18 protein-coding genes are annotated in these 25,036 nt (G+C 66.6%); 7 read left to right on the top strand and 11 right to left on the bottom strand.

The annotated features are described in order from the left end of the window. Positions 1-58: 58 nt before the first annotated feature. The gene (locus ACE191_RS08315; protein ID WP_400191731.1) at positions 59-523 is read left to right on the top strand and encodes a hypothetical protein; all 465 of its coding nucleotides are present in this window, start codon (positions 59-61) and stop codon (positions 521-523) included. 347 nt (positions 524-870) lie between these two features. After that, the gene (locus tag ACE191_RS08320) at positions 871-2,247 is read left to right on the top strand and encodes a rhodanese-like domain-containing protein (protein ID WP_400191732.1); all 1,377 of its coding nucleotides are present in this window, start codon (positions 871-873) and stop codon (positions 2,245-2,247) included. Between the two features lie 92 nt (positions 2,248-2,339). Here the strand turns inward: ACE191_RS08320 and ACE191_RS08325 are convergent, their stop codons facing one another. Then, positions 2,340-3,074 carry an MOSC domain-containing protein gene (locus tag ACE191_RS08325; protein ID WP_400191733.1) on the bottom strand — a complete coding sequence of 245 codons (735 nt, stop codon included), beginning with the start codon at positions 3,072-3,074 and terminating at the stop codon, positions 2,340-2,342. Positions 3,075-3,297: 223 nt separating this feature from the next. On the opposite strand from ACE191_RS08325, the gene sbcD reads away from it, so the two are divergent. Beyond that, positions 3,298-4,530 (top strand): exonuclease subunit SbcD, encoded by a 1,233-nt coding sequence (sbcD, locus tag ACE191_RS08330; RefSeq protein WP_400191734.1) that lies wholly within the window; start codon positions 3,298-3,300, stop codon positions 4,528-4,530. Between the two features lie 28 nt (positions 4,531-4,558). Then, positions 4,559-7,981 (top strand): AAA family ATPase, encoded by a 3,423-nt coding sequence (locus ACE191_RS08335; RefSeq protein WP_400191735.1) that lies wholly within the window; start codon positions 4,559-4,561, stop codon positions 7,979-7,981. Between the two features lie 46 nt (positions 7,982-8,027). On the opposite strand, the gene ACE191_RS08340 is transcribed toward ACE191_RS08335, so the two are convergent. After that, the gene (locus ACE191_RS08340) at positions 8,028-9,116 is read right to left on the bottom strand and encodes a DUF6687 family protein (protein ID WP_400191736.1); all 1,089 of its coding nucleotides are present in this window, start codon (positions 9,114-9,116) and stop codon (positions 8,028-8,030) included. Between the two features lie 31 nt (positions 9,117-9,147). Further along, positions 9,148-9,459 (bottom strand): HNH endonuclease, encoded by a 312-nt coding sequence (locus ACE191_RS08345; RefSeq protein ID WP_400191737.1) that lies wholly within the window; start codon positions 9,457-9,459, stop codon positions 9,148-9,150. A 266-nt stretch (positions 9,460-9,725) separates the two neighbouring features. Here ACE191_RS08345 and ACE191_RS08350 point away from each other — a divergent pair, with 266 nt between their 5' ends. Beyond that, positions 9,726-10,166: a hypothetical protein gene (locus ACE191_RS08350; protein WP_400191738.1), complete on the top strand. Its 441-nt coding sequence runs from the start codon at positions 9,726-9,728 to the stop codon at positions 10,164-10,166. A 140-nt stretch (positions 10,167-10,306) separates the two neighbouring features. After that, positions 10,307-10,618 (top strand): thioredoxin, encoded by a 312-nt coding sequence (trxA, locus tag ACE191_RS08355; RefSeq protein WP_400191739.1) that lies wholly within the window; start codon positions 10,307-10,309, stop codon positions 10,616-10,618. 220 nt (positions 10,619-10,838) lie between these two features. Here trxA and ACE191_RS08360 read toward each other — a convergent pair whose 3' ends face one another. Further along, a complete protein-coding gene (locus ACE191_RS08360) occupies positions 10,839-11,633 on the bottom strand; it encodes a tetratricopeptide repeat protein (RefSeq protein ID WP_400191740.1) in 795 nt (264 codons plus the stop codon). A 190-nt stretch (positions 11,634-11,823) separates the two neighbouring features. Between ACE191_RS08360 and lpdA the strand changes: the two genes are divergently transcribed. Next, entirely contained in the window at positions 11,824-13,218 is a 1,395-nt protein-coding gene (lpdA, locus tag ACE191_RS08365; RefSeq protein ID WP_400191741.1) for a dihydrolipoyl dehydrogenase, read from the top strand. Between the two features lie 75 nt (positions 13,219-13,293). Here the strand turns inward: lpdA and ACE191_RS08370 are convergent, their stop codons facing one another. The 7 genes from ACE191_RS08370 to ACE191_RS08400 form a co-directional block, all read right to left on the bottom strand. After that, positions 13,294-13,602, bottom strand: a complete 309-nt coding sequence (locus ACE191_RS08370) for a hypothetical protein (RefSeq protein ID WP_400191742.1) — start codon at positions 13,600-13,602, stop codon at positions 13,294-13,296. 196 nt (positions 13,603-13,798) lie between these two features. Beyond that, positions 13,799-14,305 (bottom strand): hypothetical protein, encoded by a 507-nt coding sequence (locus ACE191_RS08375; protein WP_400191743.1) that lies wholly within the window; start codon positions 14,303-14,305, stop codon positions 13,799-13,801. A 160-nt stretch (positions 14,306-14,465) separates the two neighbouring features. Then, complete coding sequence (locus ACE191_RS08380; RefSeq protein ID WP_400191744.1) at positions 14,466-15,683, bottom strand: glycoside hydrolase family 105 protein; 1,218 nt, start codon at positions 15,681-15,683, stop codon at positions 14,466-14,468. A 54-nt stretch (positions 15,684-15,737) separates the two neighbouring features. Beyond that, positions 15,738-17,396 carry a glycoside hydrolase family 28 protein gene (locus tag ACE191_RS08385; RefSeq protein WP_400191745.1) on the bottom strand — a complete coding sequence of 553 codons (1,659 nt, stop codon included), beginning with the start codon at positions 17,394-17,396 and terminating at the stop codon, positions 15,738-15,740. 81 nt (positions 17,397-17,477) lie between these two features. After that, a complete protein-coding gene (locus ACE191_RS08390; protein ID WP_400191746.1) occupies positions 17,478-19,628 on the bottom strand; it encodes a hypothetical protein in 2,151 nt (716 codons plus the stop codon). A gap of 54 nt (positions 19,629-19,682) precedes the next feature. Further along, positions 19,683-23,405: a DUF4450 domain-containing protein gene (locus ACE191_RS08395; protein WP_400191747.1), complete on the bottom strand. Its 3,723-nt coding sequence runs from the start codon at positions 23,403-23,405 to the stop codon at positions 19,683-19,685. Between the two features lie 88 nt (positions 23,406-23,493). Beyond that, positions 23,494-24,996, bottom strand: coding sequence for a RagB/SusD family nutrient uptake outer membrane protein (locus ACE191_RS08400; protein WP_400191748.1), 1,503 nt, complete (start codon positions 24,994-24,996; stop codon positions 23,494-23,496). Positions 24,997-25,036: the final 40 nt, after the last annotated feature.

A 25,036-nucleotide genomic window follows, 5' to 3' on the forward strand; every position in this document is an offset into this window, starting at 1 on the left:
AAACCCGGGGCTCCGACCGCCGTCCAAGCCCGTGAATCCTGCCACTGCCCCCACCGCCATGAAAAAGATGCTTCTGCTGCTGACGGCCGCTACCCTCAGCTTCGCCACCGCCCAGGCCCAGACGGCCAGCCCCACTCCTGCCCCAGCTGCTGCCAAAGCGTCGGGCCGCCCGGCCAAAGGTTCGGGCCGCGCCGAGCGCAGCCCGGAGCAGCGCGCCGATCTGCAAACCCAGCGCCTGAGCAAGCAGCTCGCGCTTTCCCCCGATCAGCAGGCCCGGGTGCGCCCCATCTTCCTGGCGCAGGCCACCGAAATGGAAGCCCTGCGCGGCCAGCGCCCCAGCGCCCCAGGCGACCGGCAGGCTCTGGGCCAGAAAATGAAGGCCATTCAAACCCGCACCGACGAGCAGCTGAAAAGCGTGCTCAGCGCCGGGCAGTACACCCAGTACCGCCAGCAGCTGGACCGCCGCCACGACAAGCGGCAGGATGCCCGGACCGGCAAAGTCAAAATGAAGACCAGGGCCTAAGGATCCGCTACCCGTAAAAAAAAGCCGCTCCCGCCGGGGCGGCTTTTTTGTTTGGGGCCGAAACTGACAAACCGGATTTGCGCGGCCAGCGGCGTTTTGGATAGTTGTACCGGAGCCTGCGCCCGCCGGCTACCGGGTGAAACGGCCGCCCCGGAACGGCGCCGGCTTTTGGCTTGCCCCGACGAAAATTGCCCGGCGGCTGAGTCGGATTGCTATATTTGAAAGTACCAGCCCGCCGGGTCCGCCGGCCATGCTGTCAGTTTGTGGTCAAACGGCGCGGTGCTTGTGCAGGTGGTTTGCTGCTGCCTGGCCGCTCCCGCCGGTATTTGTCACCTTACCTCATTCTCATGAGTCCCCTGCCCTCCTCGCAACCTTACCGAATACACCAGTTCTACGACAAGGGCCTGGCCCACGCGAGCTACGCCGTGCTCAGCGACCGGCAGATGGCCGTCATCGACCCGGGCCGCGACCCGCAGCCCTACTACGACTTTGCCGACGAGCACGACGCGCGCATCGTGGCCGTCATCGAAACCCACCCCCACGCCGACTTCGTCTCGTCGCACCTGGAAATTGCCCGCGAAACCGGCGCCACCATTTACGTGAGCGAGCTGGTGCGGGCCGCCTACCCCCACCAGGCCTTCGACGAGGGCAGCCGCATCAGCCTGGGCCAGATCGAGCTGCACGCCATCAACACCCCCGGGCACTCGCCCGACTCCATCTGCGTGCTGCTGATCGATGAATTTGCCAACACCCGGGCCATCTTCACCGGCGACACCCTGTTTGTGGGCGACGTGGGCCGCCCCGACCTGCGCGAGGACGAAGCCGTGGGCGGCCACAAACGCGAGGAGCTGGCCGGCCTCATGTTCGACAGCACCCGCGAGAAGCTCATGACCCTGCCGGGCGCCACCAAGGTGTACCCTGCCCACGGCCCCGGCTCGTTGTGCGGCAAGACCACCAGCCCCGACCTCGACTCGACCATTGGCAAGGAGCTGAAAACCAACTACGCCCTGCAGCCCATGTCGCGCGAGGAGTTCGTGCGCGTGCTGCTCGAAGACCAGCCCTTCGTGCCCAAGTACTTCGGCCGCGACGTGCAGCTCAACAAGCAGGGCGCCCCGGCCTTCGAGGACTCGGTGCGGGCCGTGCCGCGCCTGCTGCCCGGCACCGAGCTGACCCCGGGCGTGCTCGTCATCGACACCCGTCCGGCCGCGCAGTTCCGCCAGGGCCATCTGCCCGGGGCCGTCAACCTGATGGACGGCGGCAAGTTTGAAACCTGGCTGGGCTCCATCGTGGGGCCGCGGGAGCCGTTCTACCTGGTCGCCGACTCGCAGATCGGCCTCGACACCGTCATTCGCAAGGCCGCCAAAATCGGCTACGAAACCAACATCAAGGGGGCCCTGCTCACCCCGCGCGAGCTGCCCGCCACTGCGCCCAGCGTGGCGGTGGAGCAGGTGCGCCAGCACCCCGAACAGTTCACCATCGTCGACATCCGCAACCGCGCCGAGGCCCGGCAGCCGCTGTTTGAGGGCGCCCTGCTGATTCCTTTGCCCGAGCTGCGCGAGCGGGTGCAGGAAATTCCCCACGACAAGCCCGTGCTGATTCACTGCGCCGGCGGCTACCGCTCGGCCGCCGGGGCCAGCATTGTGCAGGCCGCGCTGCCCGCCGGCACCCCGGTCTACGATCTGGGCGAGGCCGTCAACGAGTTTCAGAAGCAGGCCGTGCACTAGCCCGTTGCCTTGCTAAGTAAAGTTAAAGGCCCGTCTGCTGCGCAGGCGGGCCTTTTTCGGCGCCAGAACCCGGGACGGGGCCGGCAGAGCGACTACCCGGCGTTCGGCCCCACCAGGCGGTTGGCGTCGTCGTTGAGGGGCAGCGCACCGCTCAGGCGGCCCTGCATCTTGCGGCGCCACTGCTCCCCCAGCGCCGGGCAGGCGGCCAGTTCGGCTACCAGGTCCAGGTCGTGGCGCTGCTCGTACTTGGCGGCGTTGACGCGGGTTAGCGGCCACTCGGGGTGCGGCCGGCTTTGCAGCACCAGGCGGTCGGTAGGGGCCACGTGGCCGGGCTGCAGCACCCGCAGGTACCAGCCGGTGAAGCCGGTTTCCTGCAGCCAGCGCGAAAACAGGGGCTGCTGCCAGCGGCGGGCAATTTTCCAGCAGGGCGAGCGGGGCTGCGAAATCTGCACCCGGGCCTCCCCGAAGCTGAACACGTCGCCCAGGCACACTTCGGCCTCGGTGATGGCGCCGCCGATGGTCAGGTTCTCGCCGAAGCTGCCGGGCCCCAGCTCCCGCCCCAGCTGCGCGCTCCAGTATGCATAGTGCGTGCCGGGGTAGGCGCACAGCGCCTGATCGGGGCCGCCGTGGTTGCGCAGGTCGGCCTGCTCGTCGCCGTCGAGGTTGAGCGGGGCCAGCCACACCGGCGCCGACACCGGGTCTTTGTGAATGGCCGAGGTCCACTCCCGGGCCAGCGGCTCGGCGGCTCCGGCGGTGCCCAGGGCTCGGGGCCGGCCCACGCGCAGGGAGGTCAGCGGCAGAGAAAGTGCGGGAAAGTCTGGTAGCATGGCCGGTAAACGCAACAACGGGGCCGGCTATTGCCGCTCAGCCAGGGCAGCTGAAACCAGCTTGGCCTATCGAATCAGCCCATCCCACTAAGTAAGACTATTTACTAAATCAGATTGGTAAACATTCTTACTTAGTAACAGGCAGTAAATGTCGGCGCCAATTTGGGCAGAAAATCGATGCGGGAAACGTTAATTTTGAAGTTGCATCAGCACCAGTTCCCTCATGAAAGTCCTGCACACCGCCGACTGGCACCTGGGCCAGCGCTTCATCAGCGGCCACGAGCGCACCGAGGAGCACCGCCGGTTTCTGGACTGGCTGGGGGCCACGGTGCAGGCGCGCGGGGTGGAAGTGCTGGTAGTGGCCGGCGACGTGTTCGACACCGGCTCACCCAGCAGCGCGGCCCTGGAGCTGTACTACTCGTTTCTGGTGCAGCTGCGCCAAACCAGCTGCCGCGAGGTAGTCATCGTGGGCGGCAACCACGACTCGCCCGCCACCCTCAACGCCCCGGCCCGGCTGCTGCGCCACCTGCGCGTGCACGTGGTGGGCTGCGTGCCCGAGTGCTTCGACGACCAGGTGCTGGTGCTGAACGATGCCGACGGCGACCCGGCCCTGGTGGTGTGCGCCGTGCCCTTCCTGCGCGACCGGGACGTGCGCCTCTCCCTGCCCGGCGAAACGGCCGAGGAGCGCGAAGCCCGCATCAAGCGGGGCATAGCCGACCACTACGCCCGCGTGGCCGAGTGCGAGCCGGTGTGGCAATACAAAGCCGCCGGCCTGCCGGTGCTGGCCACCGGTCACCTCTACGCCGCCGGCGGCTCCGCTTCGGATTCCGAGCGCACCATTCACGTGGGCAACCTGGGCCAGGTCACCGCCGACCACTTCCCCGCCTGCTTCGATTACGTGGCCCTGGGCCACCTGCACCGCCCGCAGCGCGTGGGCGGCCGCGAGTATATCCGCTACAGCGGCTCGCCCATTCCGCTCTCGTTTTCAGAAGTGCAGGACACCAAGCAAGTGCTGCTGCTGAACTTCAAGGGCACCGGCTGTCCCGCCATTGAAACTCTGGAAGTGCCCACGGCGCGCCGGCTGGTGCGCTTCCACGGCGACTTGCCGGAGGTCATCGAGCAGCTCACCGCCTACGACAACGCCGCCCTGCCCCTACCCGCCTGGGCCGACGTGGAAATTCGCTCCGAGCTGGGGCAGCTGGAAGTGGCCGAGCAGCTGCTCAAGTGCATTGAGCAGCTCGACCGGAAGCAGATTGAGGTGCTGGCCCGCCGCCACTTCCGCCTGGTAACCTTGCGCCCCCTGGGCGAAGCCGAGACCGAGCCGCTCACCCGCAGCCTGCACGATTTCACGGAGCGCGAAGTATTTGAGCGGCGGCTGGAGAATGAGCCCGAGGAAGGCCGCGGAGAGCTGCTTCGCACCTTTGATGAGTTGACGGAGCTGATGCAGCAGAAATAGGCTTCTATTGCTTTCTACCTAGGTATTCATGAAAATTCTTCGCGTCCGGTTCTGCAACCTCAACTCGCTGCGCGGGCAGCACGAGGTTGACTTTAGCCTCGCGCCGCTGGCGGAGGCGGGGCTGTTTGCCATTACCGGCCCCACCGGCGCGGGCAAAACCACCATTCTCGACGCCATCACGCTGGCCCTCTACGGCCAGGTGCCCCGCCACGACGGCGAGGTGGCCCAGGTGATGAGCCAGGGCACCGGCGAGAGTTGGGCCGAGGTGGAATTCAGCGTGAACGGCCGGCAGTACCGCTCGCGCTGGGGCCAGCACCGGGCCCGCAAACGGGCCGAAGGCCAGCTGCAGGATGCCTCCATGAGCCTGAGCGAGCTGAAAGAAGACTCGGCGGAGGGCGTGATTCTAGAAAGCTACAAGTCGCGGGTGCCGGCGCGAGTGGCCGAGCTGAGCGGCCTGGAGTACCGGCAGTTTCTGCGCTCGGTGCTGCTGGCCCAGGGTGAGTTTACCCGGTTTCTGAAGTCGAACCCCGGTGAGCGGGCCCAGCTGCTGGAAAAGATTACCGACACGCGCAAGTACTCCGACATTTCGCGCTTCGCCTTCGAGAAAGCCAAGGAGGAAGACAAGAAATCAGAAACGCTACGGGCTGGGCTGGCTGGGGTGACGCTGCTGTCGGAAGACGAGCTGGCCGGGCTGGCTGCCGAAATCAAGGCCCTGGAGCAGCAAACCGCTGCGGCCACCGCCACCCGGCAGCGCCTGACGGAAGTGCAGAACTGGCAGCGGCAGCTGGCCGACCTGACCGTGCGCCGCCAGCGAGCCGTGGCTACGCTGGAACAGCTCACGGCCCGCGCCAGCGCCCTCACGCCCACGAGGCAGCGACTGGAAGCCCATGCCCAGGCTCTGCCCTTCCGCACGCCCTGGGCCCTGGTGCAGCAAACCGACGAGGAGCTGCAGCGCCGCCGGCAGGAAGCGGCCCAGCTGCAGCAGCGCCGGCCGCAGCTGCTGGCCGCCACCGAGGCCGCCCGGCTGGCCCGCGCCGCGGCCCGGCAGCAGCACGAACAAGCCCAGCAAACCCTGCAGGCCCAGGAGCCCCGCCTCATCGAAGCCGAAAAGCTGGATGCGCTCATTGGCCAGGACGAGGAGCAGCTGCGCAAGGACCGCCTGGCCTACGACCAGCGCCTCGCCCAGCACAAGCAAACCACCGCCGACTGGGAGCAGGCCAGCACCCAGGTACGCACGCACGGCCAGCAGCTGCAGGAACTGGACGCCTGGCTGCTGCCCAACCAGCGCCTCGCCGCCCTGCCCGAAGCCCTGCCCGATCTGGTGGGCGAGCTGCAGGTATGGAACGGCCTGCAAAACGAGCTGGGCGAGCTGCGCACTGCCGAAGCCGACCTAAAAGCCCGCCTAACCCAGGCCGGGGCCGACCTGGAGCTGGGCCAGCAGCAAACCACCACCACGCAGCAGCGCCTGGATACCCTGCGCGGCCAGCAGCAAAGCGCGGCCGCCGAGCGTGACCAGTGGCTGCACCGCCTGCTGCACCAGGTGGCCCACCTTCGCCGCACGCACCAGGAGCAGGAACAGGCCCTGACCGATTTGCGCCGCCTTACCCAGGCCCACCAGCTTATTCTCACCCACGAAGAAGCCCGCCAGCTGCTGATGGCCGGCGAACCGTGCCCGCTGTGCGGGGCCACCGAACACCCCTACGCGGCCGGCGTGCTGGGCATCAGCCACGATTCATTGCGGCAGGATCAGGAACGCGAAGAAACCCTCAGCCAGCAGGTACGCGCCCTCGACACCCGCCGCAACCGCATGGAAAGCCTCACGGGCCTGCTCGAGCACGCCGGCGGCAACGCCGTGGCCGCTCCCGCGGTGGTGCTGGCGCTGCTGACCGCAGCCGAGGAAGAAGCCGCCCCGAAAGCCGTGCGTGCCCTGGGCCAGCAGTTGCGCGAGCTGGAGCAGCAGCGCCACGAGCTGGAAATGGTCCTTACCAAAGCCCAGGGCCAGCAGCAGCAGGCCGCCGCCCGCCAGCAGCAGTTGCAGCAAGACCTGCACGCCGTGCAGGTCCGCCTGCTCGACGCCGACGAACGCCGCCCCGTGGTGCAGGGTACCATCAGCAGCCTGCTCAGCGCCTTTGGCCTGGCCTTCACGGGGCAGAATGGCCTGACGCTGGTGGAGCAGCTTAAGCAGCTGGGCAGCGGCTACGAGGAAAAAAAGCAGGCCCGCGCCAACGCTGAAAAGCAACTGGGCGCCGCCCAGGCCCGCGCCGACGAGCTGGAAAAAGTGCGCGCCGAGGGCCAGCAGTGGCTGTCGGACCGCAAGACCGTGCTCCTGACGCAGTTCAGCGCCATTGAGCAGCGCCGGGCGCAGCGGCAGCAGTATTTCACCGGCGAAAGTGTGGCGGCGGCCCGCACTCAGCTGCAGGAAGCCCTGCAGCGCAGCGCCAGCAGCTACGAGCAGTACGACAAAGCCTTTGGTGAGCAGGAAGCCTTGCTGGGCCGCCACGACGAGCGCGCCCAGCAGCTGGCCGAGGAAATAGCGCGGCAGCAAAACCAGCGCGACCTGCAGCACGCGGCCCTGCTGGCAAGTCTGCAGGCGGCTGGCCTGCCCGCCGATGCCTCGGCCCTGGCCCAGCACCTGATGCCCGACCACGAAGTACACCGCCTGGCCGAGCAGCTGCAAACCCACGAACAAGCCGTGGCCACCGCCCAGAACGCCCTCACCGAACTCACCCAGCAGCACCAGACCGAGCAGGCACGCGCCCTCACCGCCGAGCCCGCCGAAGCCGTGCAGCAGGCCCTGCGTGAAGCGGAGCAGCAGCTGGCTCAGTTCCACCAGCAGCTGGGCCAGCGGCAGCAGCGCCTGCTCGACCACCGCAACGGGCAGGAGCGCCACGCCCAGCTCGCGGCCGGGCTGGAACAGCAGCAGCAGGAAGCCCGCCGCTGGCGCCGCCTGGCCGAGCTCATCGGCTCGGCTGACGGCAAGAAGTTCAGCGAGTTTGCCCAGGGCCTCACGCTCACGCGCCTGGTGGAGCTGGCCAACCGCCACCTCACCCGCCTCAACGACCGGTACCGTATCACGCGCAACCCGCACGAGCACCTGGACCTGCTCATAGCCGACGAGTACCAGGCCGGCAGCACCCGCTCCATGAACTCGCTCTCGGGTGGGGAAAGCTTCCTGGTAAGCCTGGCCCTGGCGCTGGGCCTGTCGGAGCTGGCCGGCCGCAAAACCCAGATCGACACACTCTTCATCGACGAAGGCTTCGGCACGCTCGACCCCGAAACCCTCGACGTGGCCCTCTCGGCGCTGGAAACCCTGCAGGGCTCGGGCAAGATGGTGGGCATCATCTCCCACGTCGAGGCCCTAAAAGAGCGCGTGAGCACCCAGATTCACGTGCGAAAAGGCGCGGGTGGGGTCAGCTCGATACGGGTGATGGGCTTCGGCACCGAAATCTAGTTTCGCAGGAGCCGGATCGGGGGCAACATCAGCGGTGGACGCAACCCTAATCCAGCTCCGCTACTGCGGCCCCGGCGGCCCGCACCTCTTCCCAGGTCCAGTAGCGCCGCGGCTCGATGTGGGCGTAGTGCTGCCGGAAAAAGCCCACCACCAGCTGCTCCATTGCCGCGGGGGCTATGGACGAGGCGTGGATGGGCCGCTGGTCGGGGTCGGCGTAGCGCTGGACTTTGCTCAGGCCGCGGCCGCCCAGGCGCAGCAGCGGCCCGGTGTCGGTAATGCCGTCGGCGGTCCAGAGCTGGCCGCTGGTTTCCAGCGCGTTCAGCTGCGCAACCAAGGCGTTCAGCGGCAGGCGCGGTTGCGTGGGCCGGCTTGCCAGGTCGATCCAGGTGGTGTACTTGTACTCGAATTCGTAGCGCTGTCCGTCGTAGAGGCTCAGCACCAAGTCGGCGCCGGCGCTGGGGCCGAACAGGGCGTAGTAGGGCAACGGCTCCGGGGTGCCCACCACCAGCAGGCCGATGTCGGGGTAGCGGCGCAGCTCGGTTGCCGCGCTGCGCATGGTGGCGGCCGCCGCCTGCACGCGCTCATACTCCGGCGCCCAGGCCGCGCGGCCCAGCTCGGGCGCTTCCAGGATGGTGGCGAAGCGGGGCAAAAACCAGCTGAACTTCTCGGCCGAGGCCTCGTCTTCGCGCCGGCGCCGGGCCGGGGCGCCGAAGGGCTCGTAGAAGCGGGCTTTTTCCTCCGCATTCAGCCAGCAAACCAGCTGCAGGGCCCGGTCGGCCAGCGGGTGCTGCCAGTCGATTTCGCGGAAGTCGCCGAGCGTGGCCACCATGGCCAGCAGCGGAGCGTGCTTTAGCGCCAGCCCGGGGTTCAGCAGCGCCCACACGCCCACGAAGCCATCCACGTCGAAGTGGTTGGCCGTCACGAAGCGGGCGGCGCCCAGTGCGGCCGGTGGTGCAGCCAGGGCCCGCAGCACCGAGCCGGCGCTGGTATCGTCCTGGAAAGTCGCCGGCGTGGGCGCCCCGCGCCAGTGGGCCAGCGTCAGGGCCGCGCGGGGCAGCAGGCTGTCGACCACCACGGTTTCGGCGGCGCGGCGGCGGGCTTCGGCAAAGGGCAGGAAGGTGAGCGGCGTGGGCATGGCAGGGCAAAGAAAGCGGCCCGCGGCCGAATCAGCGGCGCCGGCGCCGGTTGCTGATGCGCTCGACCCGGCTGCGCCGGATCCAGTGCAGAAACTTCTGCAGTTCCTCGGCCCGGCGCAGTTCCTCCACCGTGTGGTAGCGGCGGGCCAGCTCCCGGTTGCTTAGCAGCAGGTGCACCGAGCTGTGGCAGGGCTGGCACAAATCCACCGTGGGGCCGTAGCGGCCGCCTTCCTCGCGCGGCACCAGGTGGTGCCGGGAAGTGTGCTGCACCGCCCGCTCGCACAGCTGGCAGCGGCGCTCGGCGGCCGAAGCCGGAACGGAAGCAGGGAAACGACGGGCCACGATATTTTGCTACGTAAAGCTCGCACTCAGGGTGTTGGCACGGACTTGGCTATGAGGCCGCTTGCGTAAAAAAAACTTTGTGGCACTTTCCTAAGCGCCTGTCTAAATGCTATATTTGATTGGCCAGGGTTGCAGCACTGGTAGTTTTCCGTTTTTTTATCTCAATTGACCACGTTTCGTGGCCCTTCCGGCGGGTGCCTCCTGCCCGCTTCTTCCTGCCCCACACTCCCTTCCTTCGTCAAACAACTCCTTTCACTTTGCCTGTTATGCAAACCTCTACTCTTGCTCCCCTGAAGCGCTTGCTGAGCGTAGTGGGCTTTCTGCTCATGATCTTCGTGCTGTCGCCCACCGAGTCGCGCGCCCAAACCTGGCTGGTATCCACCGACCCCTACGTGAAGCTGGGCGTGATGGATAAATTCGGCCAACTGGGCACGTACACGGCCAAATTCGTCGTCACCAACCAGACTTCCGGCAAGGAATACACGCTGGTGAAGGAAGTAGAGAAGGGCCAGAACGGCGTGGACGTGGTATTTCCCTCCCCCGCTACCGATGCCGACTACTTCAAGACCGACGCCGGCGAGGCCGCCAAGTCGCAGCCCGGCCGCTACGTGTGGCAGTGCATGGTGGGTGGCAAGAAAGTCGTGGGCGGCAAGTTCGATATTCCGAACGTGGCCAACGACGTGACCGTGGTGGAGAAAGGCCGCTAGCCGGCTCTCCCAGGCTGCGGCCGACCGCAATTCGAGCAGACCGTTTGATGCCCCAGCGTCAAACGGTTTTTTCGTTGGCCCCTGTCCGGTCCGGGCCCGTATAATTCCGATTCGTAGTTTTCGCCATTCATCACGCAGCCATGGCCAAGAAATCCTTCACCGAGCTCATCAACAGCCCCGGCATGCCCGTGCTGGTTGACTTCTACGCCGACTGGTGCGGCCCCTGTCGCACCATGGCCCCCATTCTCGAACAGATGGCGGCCCAGCACCAGGGCAAGCTCAAAGTCATCAAGATCGACGTGGACCGCAACCCCGCCGCCGCCCAGCAATACCACGTGCAGGGCATTCCCACCCTCATTCTATTTCACAAAGGGCAGCCCGTGTGGCGGCAGTCGGGCGTGGTGCCCGGCCCCCAGCTCAACCAGGTGCTGGCCGGCTACGTGGGGAGTTAGGGATTAGGGATTAGGGATTAGGGATTAGGGATTAGGGATTAGGGATTAGGGATTAGGGATTAGGGATTAGGGCGGTACTCACCCACTGATTGCAGGTTGCCGTTGCCACCTGAAGCCTGGAACAAAAACGGGGGCTGATGGCGAAACCATCAGCCCCCGGCGCGTGCAATCAGTTGCAGAAACCTAAGCGCTAATACCCAAGACCCTAAGCCCTAAAAAGCTAGCGCCCGGCGTAGCGGCGCAGGCTCTTGGAGGCTTCGGGGTTGATGCTGGCGGCTTTTTCCAGATCCTGGCGGGCCAGCTCGGGCTTGTTCAGCGACGAGTAGCAGATGCCGCGGTACTCGTAGGCGTCGGCGTAGTTTTCATCCAGGGAAATGGCCTTGGAGAAATCGGGCAGGGCCGCCTTGAAGTTGCCCAGCTCCATGCGGGCCACGCCGCGGCCGAAGAAAGCCTCCTTGTCCTCGGGCCGGTAGCGCAGTGACTTGCCAAAGTCGCTGATGGCCGCGTTGAACTCCTTGGTGCGGATGCGCGACAAGCCGCGGTTGTAGTAGGCGTCGGCGCTGCTGGGCTGCAGGCGCAGGGCGGCGCTGAAGTCGGTAATGGCGTTGCGGTAATCCTTGAGCTGGGCCTTGGCCCGGCCGCGGTTCACGTAAGCCTCGGCATTGCGCGGGTTGGCCTTCAGGGCGGCGTCGGCGGTGCGGATGTCGGCCTTGTAGTCGGCGTTGCTGCGGCGCAGGGGCGCGGCGGGCTTGGCGGCGGGTTTCGCCGCCGGGCTGGCCTTGGCTACCACCATGGCGGGGCTGTCGGGCGCCGGGTTCACGGACGGCGCCGTGGCCTGGGCGGTTTCTACCAGGGAGCCGGAGCGCTCGGCCGCGGCGGCCGCCTGGTTTTCGCTGAGGCGGGCACGGCCCGCCATGCTGGGCGACTCGTTTTCGCGGGTGGTCGAGCACTGGGTCGTCAGCAGCACAAAAAGCAGGCTGGCGGCCGGAAAGAACAAGCGTATGGAAGGGTTCATGGAAGTCGATGAAAAACAAAAAGTGGCGGCACGAGTCGCAGAGCGGCCCGCGGCAGTATACGGGTTCGGGCGGCAGAAGTGACAACGGTTGGGCCGGTTCGCCGGGCTGGCTATCTTTGCCCGCCCGCCCGCGGCCCCGCGCCCCGGTTTCGGCCCCTCATCGACATCTTTTTTCCCAAGACAATTTCCTATGGCATTGCAATACGACGTGGTCGTCATTGGCTCGGGCCCCGGGGGCTACGTAGCCGCCATCCGTGCCTCCCAGCTCGGCCTGAAAGTAGCCGTGGTTGAGCGCGAGGCGCTGGGCGGTATCTGCCTCAACTGGGGCTGCATTCCCACCAAGGCGCTGCTCAAGTCGGCCCAGGTGTTCGACTACCTCCAGCACCCGCAGGACTACGGCCTCTCGGCCGACAACGTGGGCTACGACTTCGGGGCCGTGGTGAAGCGCAGCCGCGGCGTGGCCGATGGCATGAGCAAGGGCGTGACTTTCCTGCTCAAGAAAAACAAGGTTGACGTCATCATGGGCACGGCCAAGGTGCTGAAAGCCGGCGAGGTGGACGTGACCAAGGCCGACGGCGGCAAGGACACCGTGCAGGCCAAGCACATCATTCTGGCTACCGGCGCCCGCGCCCGTGAGCTGCCGAACCTGCCCATCGACGGCAAGAAAATCATTGGTTACCGCCAGGCCATGGTGCTGCCCGAGCAGCCCAAAACCATGGTGGTGGTAGGTTCGGGCGCCATCGGCGTCGAGTTTGCCTACTTCTACGCCACCATGGGCACCAAGGTGACCATCGTGGAATTCATGCCGCGCATCGTGCCGGTGGAAGACGAAGAGGTATCGAAGCAGCTGGAGCGCTCCTTCAAGAAGCACGGCATCGACATTATGACCAACGCCTCGGTGGAAAAGGTGGACACCAGCGGCGCGGGCTGCAAGGTGACCATCAAAACCGCCAAGGGCGAGCAGCAGATGGACGCCGACGTGGTGCTGAGCGCCGTGGGCATTCAGCCGAACCTGGAAAACCTGGGCCTCGAAGAGCTGGGCATCACGGTGGAGAAGGGCCGCATCAAGGTCGACGAGTACTACCAGACCTCGGTGCCCGGCATCTACGCCATCGGCGACATCGTGCCCGGCCCGGCGCTGGCCCACGTGGCCTCGGCCGAGGGCATTACCTGCGTGGAAGCCATTGCTGGTCATCACCCCGAGCCCATCAACTACGGCAACATTCCCGGCTGCACCTACTGCCAGCCCGAAATTGCCTCGGTGGGCCTCACCGAAGAAGAAGCCCGCAAGCAGGGCTACGACGTGCTGGTGGGCAAATTCCCCTTCTCGGCTTCGGGCAAGGCTTCGGCCTCGGGGGCCAAGGACGGCTTCGTGAAAGTCATCTTCGACAAGAAGTACGGCGAGTGGCTGGGCGCCCACATGATTGGCGCGGGCGTGACCGACATGATTGCCGAAGCCGTGGTGGCGCGCAAGCTCGAAACCACCGGCCACGAAATCATCAAGGCCATTCACCCCCACCCCACCATGTCGGAAGCCGTGATGGAAGCCGCCGCCGCCGCTTACGGCGAGGTGATTCACATCTAAGCGACGGACGAGTTTTAAACCAAACGCCCCACCGGAACCTGGTTCCGGTGGGGCGTTTGGTTTAGCATACCTCTGCTACAAAGGCCGCACGTCGCTGGTGTTGCTGGCGCCGGGGTCGGCGTCGCCGCTGGTGTCGGGCTGAACGTCGGCGGCCGAGGGGTCGGCGGCGGGAGCGGCTTGCCGGGCGGCCTGGCTTTCGGGCGTTTCGGCGTCGGCTTCGGGCGTAGCCGCCGGGGCGGGCGGCGCACCGGCGGCGCTGTCGGGGCGCGGCACGTTGGTAGGATTGACCGCGTCGGCGCTTTGGGTATCGGGAGTGCCTTTGGTGGGCAGCGAGTTGTCGGCCGGGTTGGGCTGAGCGGGTTTGGGTTGGGATTTGGGTTCCATGGCGGTGTGGGTTGCGGTTGCTTTGCCGCCATGCCCTCGCAGCAGCGGCTGTAACCAGTGTACGGCTCAAGCCCAACAGGGGCTGCCCCAGGCGTTTCCCGCCCCGGGGCCGCAGGTTCATAGTGGCGCGGCTGCCCGTGCGTATTCAAACCAGTCAGCAGCCTTTTCGCCCCAACTCCCAACCCGTTGGTGGGTGTTAGCGCAGCTCAGTAAAGGCGCCAACTGATTTTTCGAATTCATTGAATTTCTGAAAAGGAAACCCACTTCCCCGCACCCGAGCAAAATTGCGGTCGGCGAGCAACAAGGCCGTTTTCTTTAGCTGCAGATAGGCCACAATTATTAAGGCCCGGAGCTTGATTTCAAAGCTGACCGTTGGCTTGAAGTCGGTAATTTCTTTTTCCTCGCCCTCATTAAACCGCTGCACGTCTACCCACACCATTTCCGGATCGGTCTTCCGTTTCGTCAGCGTGATTTTTTCGCCACCCGGCTCGTCGTACCAGATAAACGAGGTGTCTTGCTGCCCATTTATCAGGCGCATCAGCGCGTGCATGAAGTCGTAATATGGGTCGCCCAGTACGTAGGTAATGCGGATGATGTAGAGCTTGCGGTGCACGCAAATTCCGCAGGTGCTCCAGCCATTCGGGTGCATGGTCAGAAACAGGTCGATATCGTCCGTTTCAGCGTAGGTCGTTGAGTCACTCATAATTGGCGAATTCACTATTCGGCAAATAACGCAGCCTCTTTACTTCTGCCGCTTCCCACGAAATTCACCAACGCATACCCCGGGCAATAAACACAGCGGCCCGCCGGAACCGGGTTCCAGCGGGCCGCTTCAATTCACCCCTGCAGCAAACCGGCGCGGCTTACTGACTGACTTTGCCCCCGGCCAGTTCCATTTCGACGCTGGCCATGATAAACGGCCCGACGCCCTTGAAGTCGTTCTGCTTCAGCGGCTCGGAAAGGTAGTAGGCGTAGCTGCCGTCGCGGTAGGGCTTGCCGCCCAGGCCGCCCACGCTCACCGTGCCGTTCAGCACCAGGGTGCCGTCGGGCTGCTCCACCACAAACTGCCGCAGCACGCCCTCATACCCCTTGCGGGCCACGGCAGCGTACTTCTTGTCGAGGTAGCCCAGGCGCACGCCCTTCTGCAGGGCGTACACGAACATGCAGGTGCCCGAGGTTTCGATGTAGTTGCCCTTGCGCCCGCCTTGGTCGGTTACCTGCCACCAGCCGCCCGACCGGGCATCCTGGTAGCGGGCCAGCACCGGGGCCAGCCGCTGCAGGTACTTCACCAGGTTGCGGCGCCCGGGGTGGTCCGGGGGAAAGTAGTCGAGCACGTCGACCAGGGCCATGGCGTACCAGCCGATGCCCCGGCTCCAGAAGTTGGGCGACAGGCCGGTTTGCGGGTGGGCCCACTGCTCGTCGCGGGCCTCGTCCCAGCCGTGGTAGAGCAGCCCGGTTTTGGCGTCGACCATATGCTTCTCAACCAGTGCGAATTGCCGGGCCACGTGGTCGAAGTCCTGGGGGCGCTGGAACAGCCGGGCGTACTCGGCCGAAAACGGCTCGGCCATGTACAGGCCGTCGAGCCACATCTCGTGGGTGTAGCGCTTTTTGTGCCAGTAGCCGCCCTCCTTGGTGCGCGGCTGACCCTCCAGCTGGCGGTGCAGGGTTTCGGCGGCCCGCCGGTACACTTCGCGGCGCGGCAGTTCGGGGCGCTGGTACAAAGTCAGCAGCGTGCGGCCGGCGTTGATGTTGTCGAGGTTGTAGTCTTCCAGCTTGAAGCGGCGGATCGTGCCGTCGTCAGCTATGGACTGGTCCATGGTGCGCACGATGTAGCCCAGGTAGGCCTCGTCGCCGGTGCGCTGCCACACCCGCTCCAGGGCCTTAAGCATCAGCCCGTGCTCGTAGCCCCAGCGGGCGGCCTTGTTGCGCTCGGCCGGCACCGAGTCGGGGTACCAGCGCATAAACGAGTCGGCCATGCGCTGCGACCAGGGCCGCGCGGCGGCGGGCCTAGGCTGGGCCCGCAGCGGCGCGGCCAGCAGCAGGCCGGCGAGCAGCAGCAGAAAGGAATAGCGGGTTTTCATGGGCACTTCAGGGCTTGCGGTAAGGTTGCGGCGGGTCGCGGCGGGACAATCGACCTAGCGTTGGGCCACGTTCACGGCCTTCTTTTTCACCCCGGCGCCGTACTCCACCGCCAGCTTGGCCTGCCGGGTGTCGGTGTTGGTGAGCTTCACGTCCTGGGCCTTCTCGGCGCCCGATACGCGCAGCAGCACGGCGGCCTGCGGGGCGTAGCGGATGCCGTCGAGCGCGATGTTGCGGCTGTTGTGCACCTCCATCACCGGGTCAGTGTCGGCGGTGAGCAAAGTCACGTTTTTGAGTTTGATGCCCTCGGCCTCGATGCACACCAGGCCCTTCTGGCTCTGCAACACGGCGTTCTCGATGCTAATGTCCTTGATGGACATTTCGGGCAGGCCGCGCACCAGAATGCCGGTGCGGGCGCCGTTGCAGGTCACGTTGCGGATGCTGATGCCCCGGAACTGCGGCGTGCCCGCGCCCACCGGCTGGGCCGGCGACACCGGCCGCTCCTTGGAGCCGGCCACCTGCGGCGAGGGGTCCTTGATCATGTAGTACATGTCGAACAGCAGGGCCTCGCCGCCGATGTCCTTCATGTCCACGTCCTCGATGAAGATGTTTTCCACCAAGCCGCCGCGGCCGCGGGTGGTTTTGAAGCGGATGCCGATGTCGGTACCGATGAAGGTGAGGTTGTGGGCGTAGATGTTGCGTGCCCCGCCCGACATCTCGCTTCCCACCACGAAGCCGCCGTGGGCGCGGTACACGGTGCAGTTGCGCACCAGCACGTTTTCGGTGGGCATGGCCCGCTCGCGGCCCTGCTCGTTGCGCCCGCTCTTGATGCAGATGGCGTCGTCGCCCACGTCGAAGGTGCAGCCCTCCACCAGCGCCCGGTTTACCGATTCCAAATCCAGCGCGTCGGTATTGGGCGTGTAGGGGCCGTTCTGCACGCGCACGTTGCGCACCACCACGTCCTGGCTCATCATGGGGTGCAGCGTCCAGGCCGGGGAGTTCTGGAAGGTGACGCCCTCCAGCAGGATGCGCTGGCAGCGGTCGAGCACCAGGAAGTCGGGGCGCAGGTGGTCTTTCAGGTCCACGAAATCCTTGATTTCCGACTTCTCGGCCGTGAGCACGCCGGCTTCTTTGGTGGTAGCGCCCTTCAGACCCTGGGCCGAGGGGTACCACCGGTCGCCCTTCTCGTTGACGACCCCGCCCGAGGCCAGCAGCTTTTTCCACTCGCCCTCGGTGGTGCGGCCCTTCTGCACCATCCACCAGGCCTCGCCGGCCCCGTCCAGAATGCCCTGGCCGGTGATGGCCACGTTCTGCAGGTTCTGGCCATAAATCAGCGCCTGGTTGCGCACCGAGGCGTGGCCCTCCCAGTTGGTTTTGATGAGCTGGTAGTCGTCGCGGCGGTTGCTGAACTGCACGAAGGCGCCGGGCGCCAGGTGCAGGTTCACGTTGGAGCGCATTTCCAGCCCGGCCGTGCGCCAGTGGCCGCGCGGCACCAGCACCACGCCCCCGCCCCGCTGGCTCACCGCGTCGATGGCCTGCTGAATGGCCCGGGTGCTGGCCGTCAGCCCGTCGGGCACGGCGCCGTACTGGGTGATGCGCACCGTGTCGGCGCGGAAGGAGGTGAGGTTGACCTTGGGCAGGTTGGGAGCAAACGACTGAGCCGCCGCGGGCAGGCCGCCGGCCGCCAGCAGCGCCGGCAAAATCAGGTATTTCATGAGCAAAGACGTTACGAGCGAACTATCAGCACCTGCGAGCAGGCATTTCCCGGCCGGCGGCCGGGACGGCCAACTGGCCGCCTATGGCATGGGCTTGAGGCCCTCCCACTGCACTTTCCAGGCTTTCGGAATGCCGGGGTTGGCTTCCTTGCCGCCTTCGTAGCCGGCGCACATCAGGGCCACGGCCGCCAGCAGGCCGCCGTTGCCGGGCAGGTACACGCGCAGCCGGTCGTCCTGGAAGTTGTGGCCGTTGGGCAGGTAGGTGTTGGTGCGAATGGGCATCAGCAGCGCATCCACCGACTTTTCGGGCAAGCCCAGGCGGGTGGCGCTCATGGAAGTCATCGGAAAATCCCAGCCCCAGGTTTTGTCCCAGGTCCAGTCTTTCCACACCAGATCGAAGGTGCGGCGCATGGTGGCTGCGTCCTGCTGGCCGGTGGCCGGCATCATGCCCAGGGCGCCCAGCACCGAGGGGTGGTCGGTTTTGAACTCGGGGTTGGTGTACGAGTCGGTGGCGCTTTCCGTGGCCAGGTACACGCCACCGGCCACGGGCAGCTTGGAAAGCTTTTGCAGCACCTGGTCCCACTTGGCGTGGCGCTCCAGGCCGGCGCGCTGGCGCCACTCCTGGGCCGTGGTCAGGGCCCAGTGCCAGTACACCAGCTCGTAGGTGGGGTTGAAGGTTTCCTCGGCCTTAAACCGCTCCTGCGCCGGAATCACGCCCTTGCCCAGAATGTAGCGGTCCTTGTCTTTCTCGTAGTGCGGAAACGAGGCCATGAAGTCGGCGGTGGCAAACACCAGCTCCTGGTACTTCTTTTGGGCGGCGGCGTTGCCGTGGCGGCGCACCAGCTCGGCCAGGTAAATGAAGTGCGGCTGCTGCCAGATCAGAAACGCGCCCACCGACGAAGGCGCCTCGCGGCCCTGGTTATCGGTCATCTTCTGCCAGCGGAGGCCCTCGTAGCCCTGGCGCTGGGCCAGGGCCCGCGCCCCGGCCACGATTTCCGGGCGCAGGTACCAGTCGAGGCTTTTTTCCAGCAGCGCGGTGCGGCCCCACAGGCCGTAGTGCATGGCGTGCCAGTAGTGCATTTCCAGGTGGGGCTTGCCAAACCAGCTGTTGTACACCAGCCCGGTTTCCTGGGGCGGAAACTCGCCCGTTTCCTGGCTGCGGATCAGGTACTGCGACAAAATGGTGCGCCGCTCCAGCTCCCGGGCGCGCGGGTCAGCGGTGGCGCCGAAGTCGATGGCGCCGCCGCTGAGCCAGAAGCTTTTCCAGCCGACCACGCTGCTTTTCTGCGCCTCGCCGAACGACGCCGGGCTGCCGCTGGTCTTCTGGCCCGAAAACCGGGCGCTGACTTCCAGCACGTCCTGGCCCTTGCCCGGCGTGAGCACGAACTCGTGGGCCTGCGGGCCGGCACTGAGCTTGGCCCCGCCGTTCCAGCCCAGACTCACGAAGTACTGGTCCTGGTCGAGCCGGTGCAACACCAGCGCCGACTTGCCCTGCTGCGCCTCAATCTTCGACTGGTGCTGGTCGGCGCTCTGGTAGTTCACGCCCACGTCGTCCCACTGCGCCGTGGGGTAAGGAAAGCGCAGAAACACCCGCAGCCGACCTTGCTTCACCAGCGGCGACTTCACCTGCGCGGCCACCGCATCCTGCTGCTGGTGGCCCACCGTCACCACGTCCACCGGCACGCCTTCCAGCGAGAAGTGGCTGCGGATTTCGCCGGTCCAGGGGTTCAGCTCCTGGCGCAGGTCGCGCAAATCCTTGATGATGGCGCGCGAACCGTCTTTCTTGAGCAGTACGAAGCCCAGGCTGCCCAGCTGCAGGCGGTGGGGGTTGGCGCGCAGAAAGTCTACCGCCTGCTTGTTGCGCTCGGGCCCTTTCACCTGCACGGTGTAGCTAATCTTGCGCCCGTTCAGCTCGTACTGGCGCTGGGCTTCTTCTACCTTATAGTTTTCCTTGTTGGGGAAGCTGTGCCAGCCCCACTCCGACTGCGTGCCCAGCGGCACGCCCTTGGCGTAGTACTCGGGAAAGCTCTGCAGGCCGGTCACGTCGACGGTCACGGCAAAGGCGCCGTTGCCCACGTTGAGCGAGGCCAGCGAGTCGGTAGTGGTGTTCACCACCTTGTGGCGCTCCACCACGGCCTGGCGGTTGATGGCCTGAGCCAGCGTGGCGGTCGGGATTAGCGCGGCGGCGCCCAGGCCGAGCAGGGAAAGAAACAGGAAGCGGGTAGTAGGCATGCAAAAGGTGGTTTCGGGGTGCTGGCCGGCCGGCGCGGTGCCGGGCTTGGCCGGTTATTTTCGGGTCAGCGTCACGCTCATCAGCCCGATGACCACGTCGTTGGCCAGGGCGCGCACGGTGAGGCTGCGGAGTTTCTTTTGGGGGTCGAGCGGCAAATCGAGCACGGTGGCCGCGCCGCCGTCAATCACGCGGGTGCTGTAGCCTTTCAGGCTGGTGTACTGGTCGAAGCGGCGGGTGATGAGGCCGGTTTTCAGGTGCACGCGGAAGGGCGTGGGCGCGCCGGTCTGAAAGGCAAAGCCGTCGTCGAGGTAGTCCTGCTCGATGGGCCACCACGAGTCGGGATTGCGCAGCGGCAGGCGGTCCGTCGAGCCATCGGTGTACTGCACCACCACCTCGCCGTTGTCGAACTGGCTTTGCATGGGATTGGTCGAGCCGGCCATCAGCAGGTAGGCGTGGGCGGCGCGGCCCCGCAGCGGCAGGCTGGCCTCGGCGGGGTAATTGTCCCACTGCGACACGAACAGCACGTTCTTTTCGCCGGCCGCGCCGGGCGTGCGCAGCGGCACGCCCACCGGCAGCCGGATTTCGTTTTTCGGCCCCGCCAGCCGGCGCAGACCCGCGTCGTCGATGTTGGCCATGATCAGCGGATAGCACCAGTTGCCGATGCCCTGGGTGGGCAGCTGCAGCGTGGGGCCCGCGGGTCGCGGCGAGAGATACTTGCTCTGCTGAAAGATGTTGGTGACCTGGTCGTTGAAGGCGCGGGTCAAATCCAGAGTTTCGTAGCGGGCGGTGGCCGGGCTGGCCACGTCCCAGTTGATGAGCTGACCCGTGACGCGCTGCTGGGCGTCGACCTGCACCGTTACCGGGTTGCGGCCCGGTACCAGCTCGGCGGCGGGCACGGTCACGTCCAGGCTAGGGTAGTCGGCGCGCTTGTAGTAGTGCTTCGGCGCCTTCCGGCCCCGGCCCACCGTGATGGTGGGTGCGTACGCCGCGCCGTGGTTCTGCACCTGAAAGTGCTGCTCCGCGGCCGAGCCGGCGCCGGGCCGAATGCTCACGGCCTCGCGCACATCCAGCCGCAGCGGCTCCCACCAGCTCAGCCCGCCCTGCTGCAACTGCACGAAGGCCGTGCGGCTGCCCGTCTGGCCGCTCACGCGCGCCGTCAGGTCCGCCCCAGTGGCCTGCACCTGCCCCAGCGCCTGCTGCGGGTCGAACACCTGGCCGACGGTGGCCTGCGGAAAGCGGGCGGTGAGCGTGGCGCCGCGGGCGTAGGTGTGGGCCAGCGCGGCCACATCCGGCGGTGCCCCCTGCCAGCTGATTTCGATAACGTACCGGGCGGCCGGCGCCGCGTTGATTTCCACGACTGGCCGGCCCACGGCTTCGGCCACGTTCTGCCACCCGGCGGGCTGGCCGTTGACGGTTACCGCCAGCCCGGCGGCGCGGGCCGGCAGCTGCAGGCGCAGCGGCAGCGCCCGGGCCAGGCGCGGCGTAATGGTATAGGTGTCGCGCGGGCCCTGGCGCCGGAAGTCAAATTCGATGTCGGGCACGGTGAGGGCGGCGTGGTTCCAGGCCGCGGGCAGGCCGGGGCGGATCAGCAGCTCCCCGCCAAGCGCATCGGGCCGGATGCCGAACAACCCCTCTACCAGGGTACGGGCCGCCACGCCGATGGGGTCGGCAAAGTCGCGGTACAGCTCGCCGCGGTGCGCGTCGTAAAACGACACCTGCTGGAAGTTGCCGGGGCTGGAGCCCAGGTACATGCTTTCGAGCAGGGCGCTTTTCCAGAGCTTAAACGCTTCTTCCGCGCGGCCGGCCTGCCAGTTGGCCAGCGTGGTGTGCAGCACCTCGGCCAGGGCCACATTGTTGATGGACCAGTCGTAGGGCTGCCAGCTGGTGGTCGAGTGCAGGTAGTAGCCCTCGTCGGGCAGCCCCTCGGCTCGCACCGGAATGCGCGGAATTTCGGCATCCACGTAGCGCAGGGCCTGGTAGGCCTGAAACGCGTCGGGCACTTCCGAGTCGAGGGCGTGGTACACGGTCCAGAGGCCGGCCGAGGCGTGCCGGCTCTGGCGACCCAGCGCATCCTGGTACTCGGCGTACCAGCCCTGGGCCGGCAGCCACAGCCGCTCGTGCAGGGCTTTTTTGATGCGGGTGGCTTCCTGCTGGTAAGGCGCGGGGTTCTGCCCGATTTGGGCGGCCAGCTCGGCGGCCAGCTTGTTCGCCAGGTAGTTATAGGCCGAGGAGTGCGTCACGGCCCCGCCGCTGTACTGCAGCGCGTCGGAGGCCCAGATGGCGGCGTAGGCGTCGTAGAGGCCGTCGTTGTCGCGGTCGAAGTTGCGCTTTTCCCAGGCCAGGTGGCGCTGCAGCACCGGCCACATCTCGCGGGCAAAGGCCAGGTCGCCGGTCCAGCGCAGGTGGCGCAGCAGCTGGTCGATAAAGCCCAGGTTCATGTCGTAGTGGTGGGGCCGGAAGTCGCCGCCGGGGTTGCGGCTGATGTAGCCCGCGGAGTACACGCTGGTGCCCAGCTTCTCCTGCGAGCGGGCCAAGTTCAGAGCCGTATCCATCACCAGCACCCCGATTTCGGGCTGCGTGAGCTGCGACTGGGCGTAGGCGCGGAAGTGCTGCTGGGCGCGCTCGTGCCAGCCCAGCGGGTCGGCGGCGTAGGGGCCGCGCCAGCCGTTGAGGCGCATGCGCCAGGCCACCGCGCCGTGCATATAAGAAGGAGCTTCCCAGATGGCATCGGCGGCCACGCTCAGCGCCCCGCCCAGGGTGTTCAGGTAGGCGTCGGGCGTGTGCACCCGCACCCGGCCGGCCAGCTGCTGCCGGGCGGCTTCGGCCTGCGCAAAAAGCCGGGGCAAGTCTGCGTAGCGCGGCGCCGGGGCACCTTCTTTCTGAATGCTGAAGTAAAGCTTCTCCCCCGCTTTGGCGCCAACCTGACCGGCCAGCACCGGCGCCTCGGCCGCAGGCGCGGAAGCCAGCAGCTGGGGCGGCGCGGCCAGCTGCGCGGCGTCGGCTATTTGCAGCTTGGCCGTGGTCGGCAGCACGCCCAGCAGGCGCGGGCGCGGAGCCGTCGGCTCGTTTTTCGGCGGGGCGCCGTAGGTCAGGGTAAAGGTGTTGCCGCGCAGCTGCAGCTCGTTGCCCCGGCAGTTCTCGGGCTTGAGGTAGAAGTTGGATTCGGGGTCGGCGCCGATGTCGCCGTCGCGACTGAACTTCTTGCCCGTAGCGCCGCCGAACGCCCACACCAGGCTCACCTGTCCGGGCGCTACCTGCTCAAACTCGGCCTGCACCAGTACGCCCTCGGCGTCGGCGCGGGCCAGTACGCTGAGCAGCAGCTTGCCCTGGGCGCCCAGCAGCGGGTCCTGAATTTCGTAGTGCATGGCCCCGGGCCGGTAGCGCGCCACGATGCTTTCGGCCTTGACGAGCCACTTGCTTTGCCCGCCGGCCAGCAGCCCAAACGAGAGGTTGCCGCCCATGCCGGGCAGGTAGAGGGCAAACTCGGGCAGGTCGCCGGCTTCCACCCGAAACGCCGTGTTGGTACCGTACAGGGCCCTGGTAAAGCGCTTCTGCCCGTTGCGAATCACGAAGTCCTCGCCCTCGGGGCGGTAGCGCAGGGTGCGGGGCTGCTCGTGCCAGAGCGCCGGCACCTGAGCCGGAGCTTGCGCCGCGGCGCGCAGCGGCAGCAGCCCCAGTAAACCGATGGCCAGCGTGGCGGCGACGCTCAGCCGGCGCAGCGGGGCGAAAGCGGGGGAAAAACCAGGACGGGCAGGGCAGACGGCGCGTTTACTCATGCGGGGGAAACTACTGCGCCCGGGCGACCGGCCCTCCTGCTCAGCAGGAAGCAGCCGGCCCCGGGCGCAGGCAATGGAAAGCTGGGGGTTAGTAGCCCGGGTTCTGTGGGTAGCTGTAGGCCGAGGCGCTCAGCTCCGACTGCGGCACGGGGTACAGCAGGTCGTTGGCGGTGATGGGCTTGCGGATGCGGCCGCGGGTGTCGTCGGCGTTGATCCAGGCGTTCATGATGGTCACGGCGTTGCCCGAGCGCACCAGATCGTGCCAGCGCAGGCCCTCACCCACGAACTCGCGGCGGCGCTCCTCCATCAGCTCTTCGTAGGTGATACCCGCCGCGGCCGGGGCCGTGGGCACGCCGCGCCGGCGCACCTGGGTCACGATGGCGTCCACGTCGCCCGAGCCGCCGCCCTTCAGGATGCACTCGGCCTTCATCAGCAGGATGTCGGTGTAGCGCAGCACGATGAAGTTGATGGACCAGTCGGTGCGGGTGGTACCGCGCTTGGCCACGTCGAGGTACTTCTTGAACGCGGCGCGGGTTTCCACCGCCGTGCCGGTGGTGAAGCCCACCTGCAGAGCCTGGGTTTTGCGCAGGTCGCCGGCCGGGTAGGTGTTCAGCAGGTTGTCGGAGGCCGCGCGCAGCTCGTCGCCGGTACCGAAGCCCGAGGTGTTGGGCACCACCGAGTTGAAGTAGTTGTTGGTGACCAAGATGGACGGGTAGCTGGCGCCCAGGCCCACGCCGCCGCTGATGTACTGAATGTCGAACACCACCTCCTTGTTGCCCTCGTTGGTGTAGGAGAAGATGTCGGCGTAGTTGGGCAGAAACTGGAAGCGGTTGCTGCCGATGATTTCCTCGCACAGGGCGAAGGCGGCGGCGTAATCGTTGCTGCCGCGGCCGGGGCCGTCGATGCCGTAGGTGGGGCCCGAGCGGGTCACGTACACGCGGGCCAGCAAGCCCTTGGCGGCCCACTTGGTGGCCCGGCCCACGTTGGTGCCGGTGTACACCTCGGGCAGCTGCTGGCCGGCGGCCTGCAGGTCGGCCACGATCAGGCCGTACACCTCATCCACCGAGCTGCGGCCGATGGCGCTGACGTCCTGCGGGCTGAGGGGTTTGTCGACCAGCGGCACGCGGCCGAAGTAGCGCACCAAGTTGAAGTAGTAGAACGCGCGCAGGAAGCGGGCCTCGGCCCCGATGCGGGCGCGCTCGGCCTCGGGCAGCACCGCGCCGTTTTTCTCCAGCTGCTCGAGCAGAACGTTGGCGCGGAAGATACCGGTGTAGTTGGCGCTCCAGGCCTCGCCCACGTAGTCGTTGGCCACGATGCTGGTGGAGAAGTTGTTGATGGACTCCCAGGGGCGCAAACCCTGGGTGCTCACGCCGTAGATGTTGTCGGAGCGCGTTTCCGACAGGGTCAGCTCGCGGTCGGGGTAGTTGCGCAGCTGGGCGTAGGTGGCGTTTAGGGCCTGGGTGAAGTCCTCGGCGGTGCGGTAGAAGGTGGGCACCGAGCCGGCCGAAATGGGCGACTGGTCGAGCTCCTTTTCGCAGCTGCTGAAGGTGAGCAGCGCGGCGGCGAGCAGCAGGTAGGATATCTTTTTCATGGGAATGTCGGGAGGAGGGGTGACAGGTAATGAGGTGACA

Origin of the sequence: Hymenobacter sp. B81, assembly GCF_044628455.1 — a bacterium.
In the GTDB taxonomy this organism is placed as follows: domain Bacteria; phylum Bacteroidota; class Bacteroidia; order Cytophagales; family Hymenobacteraceae; genus Solirubrum.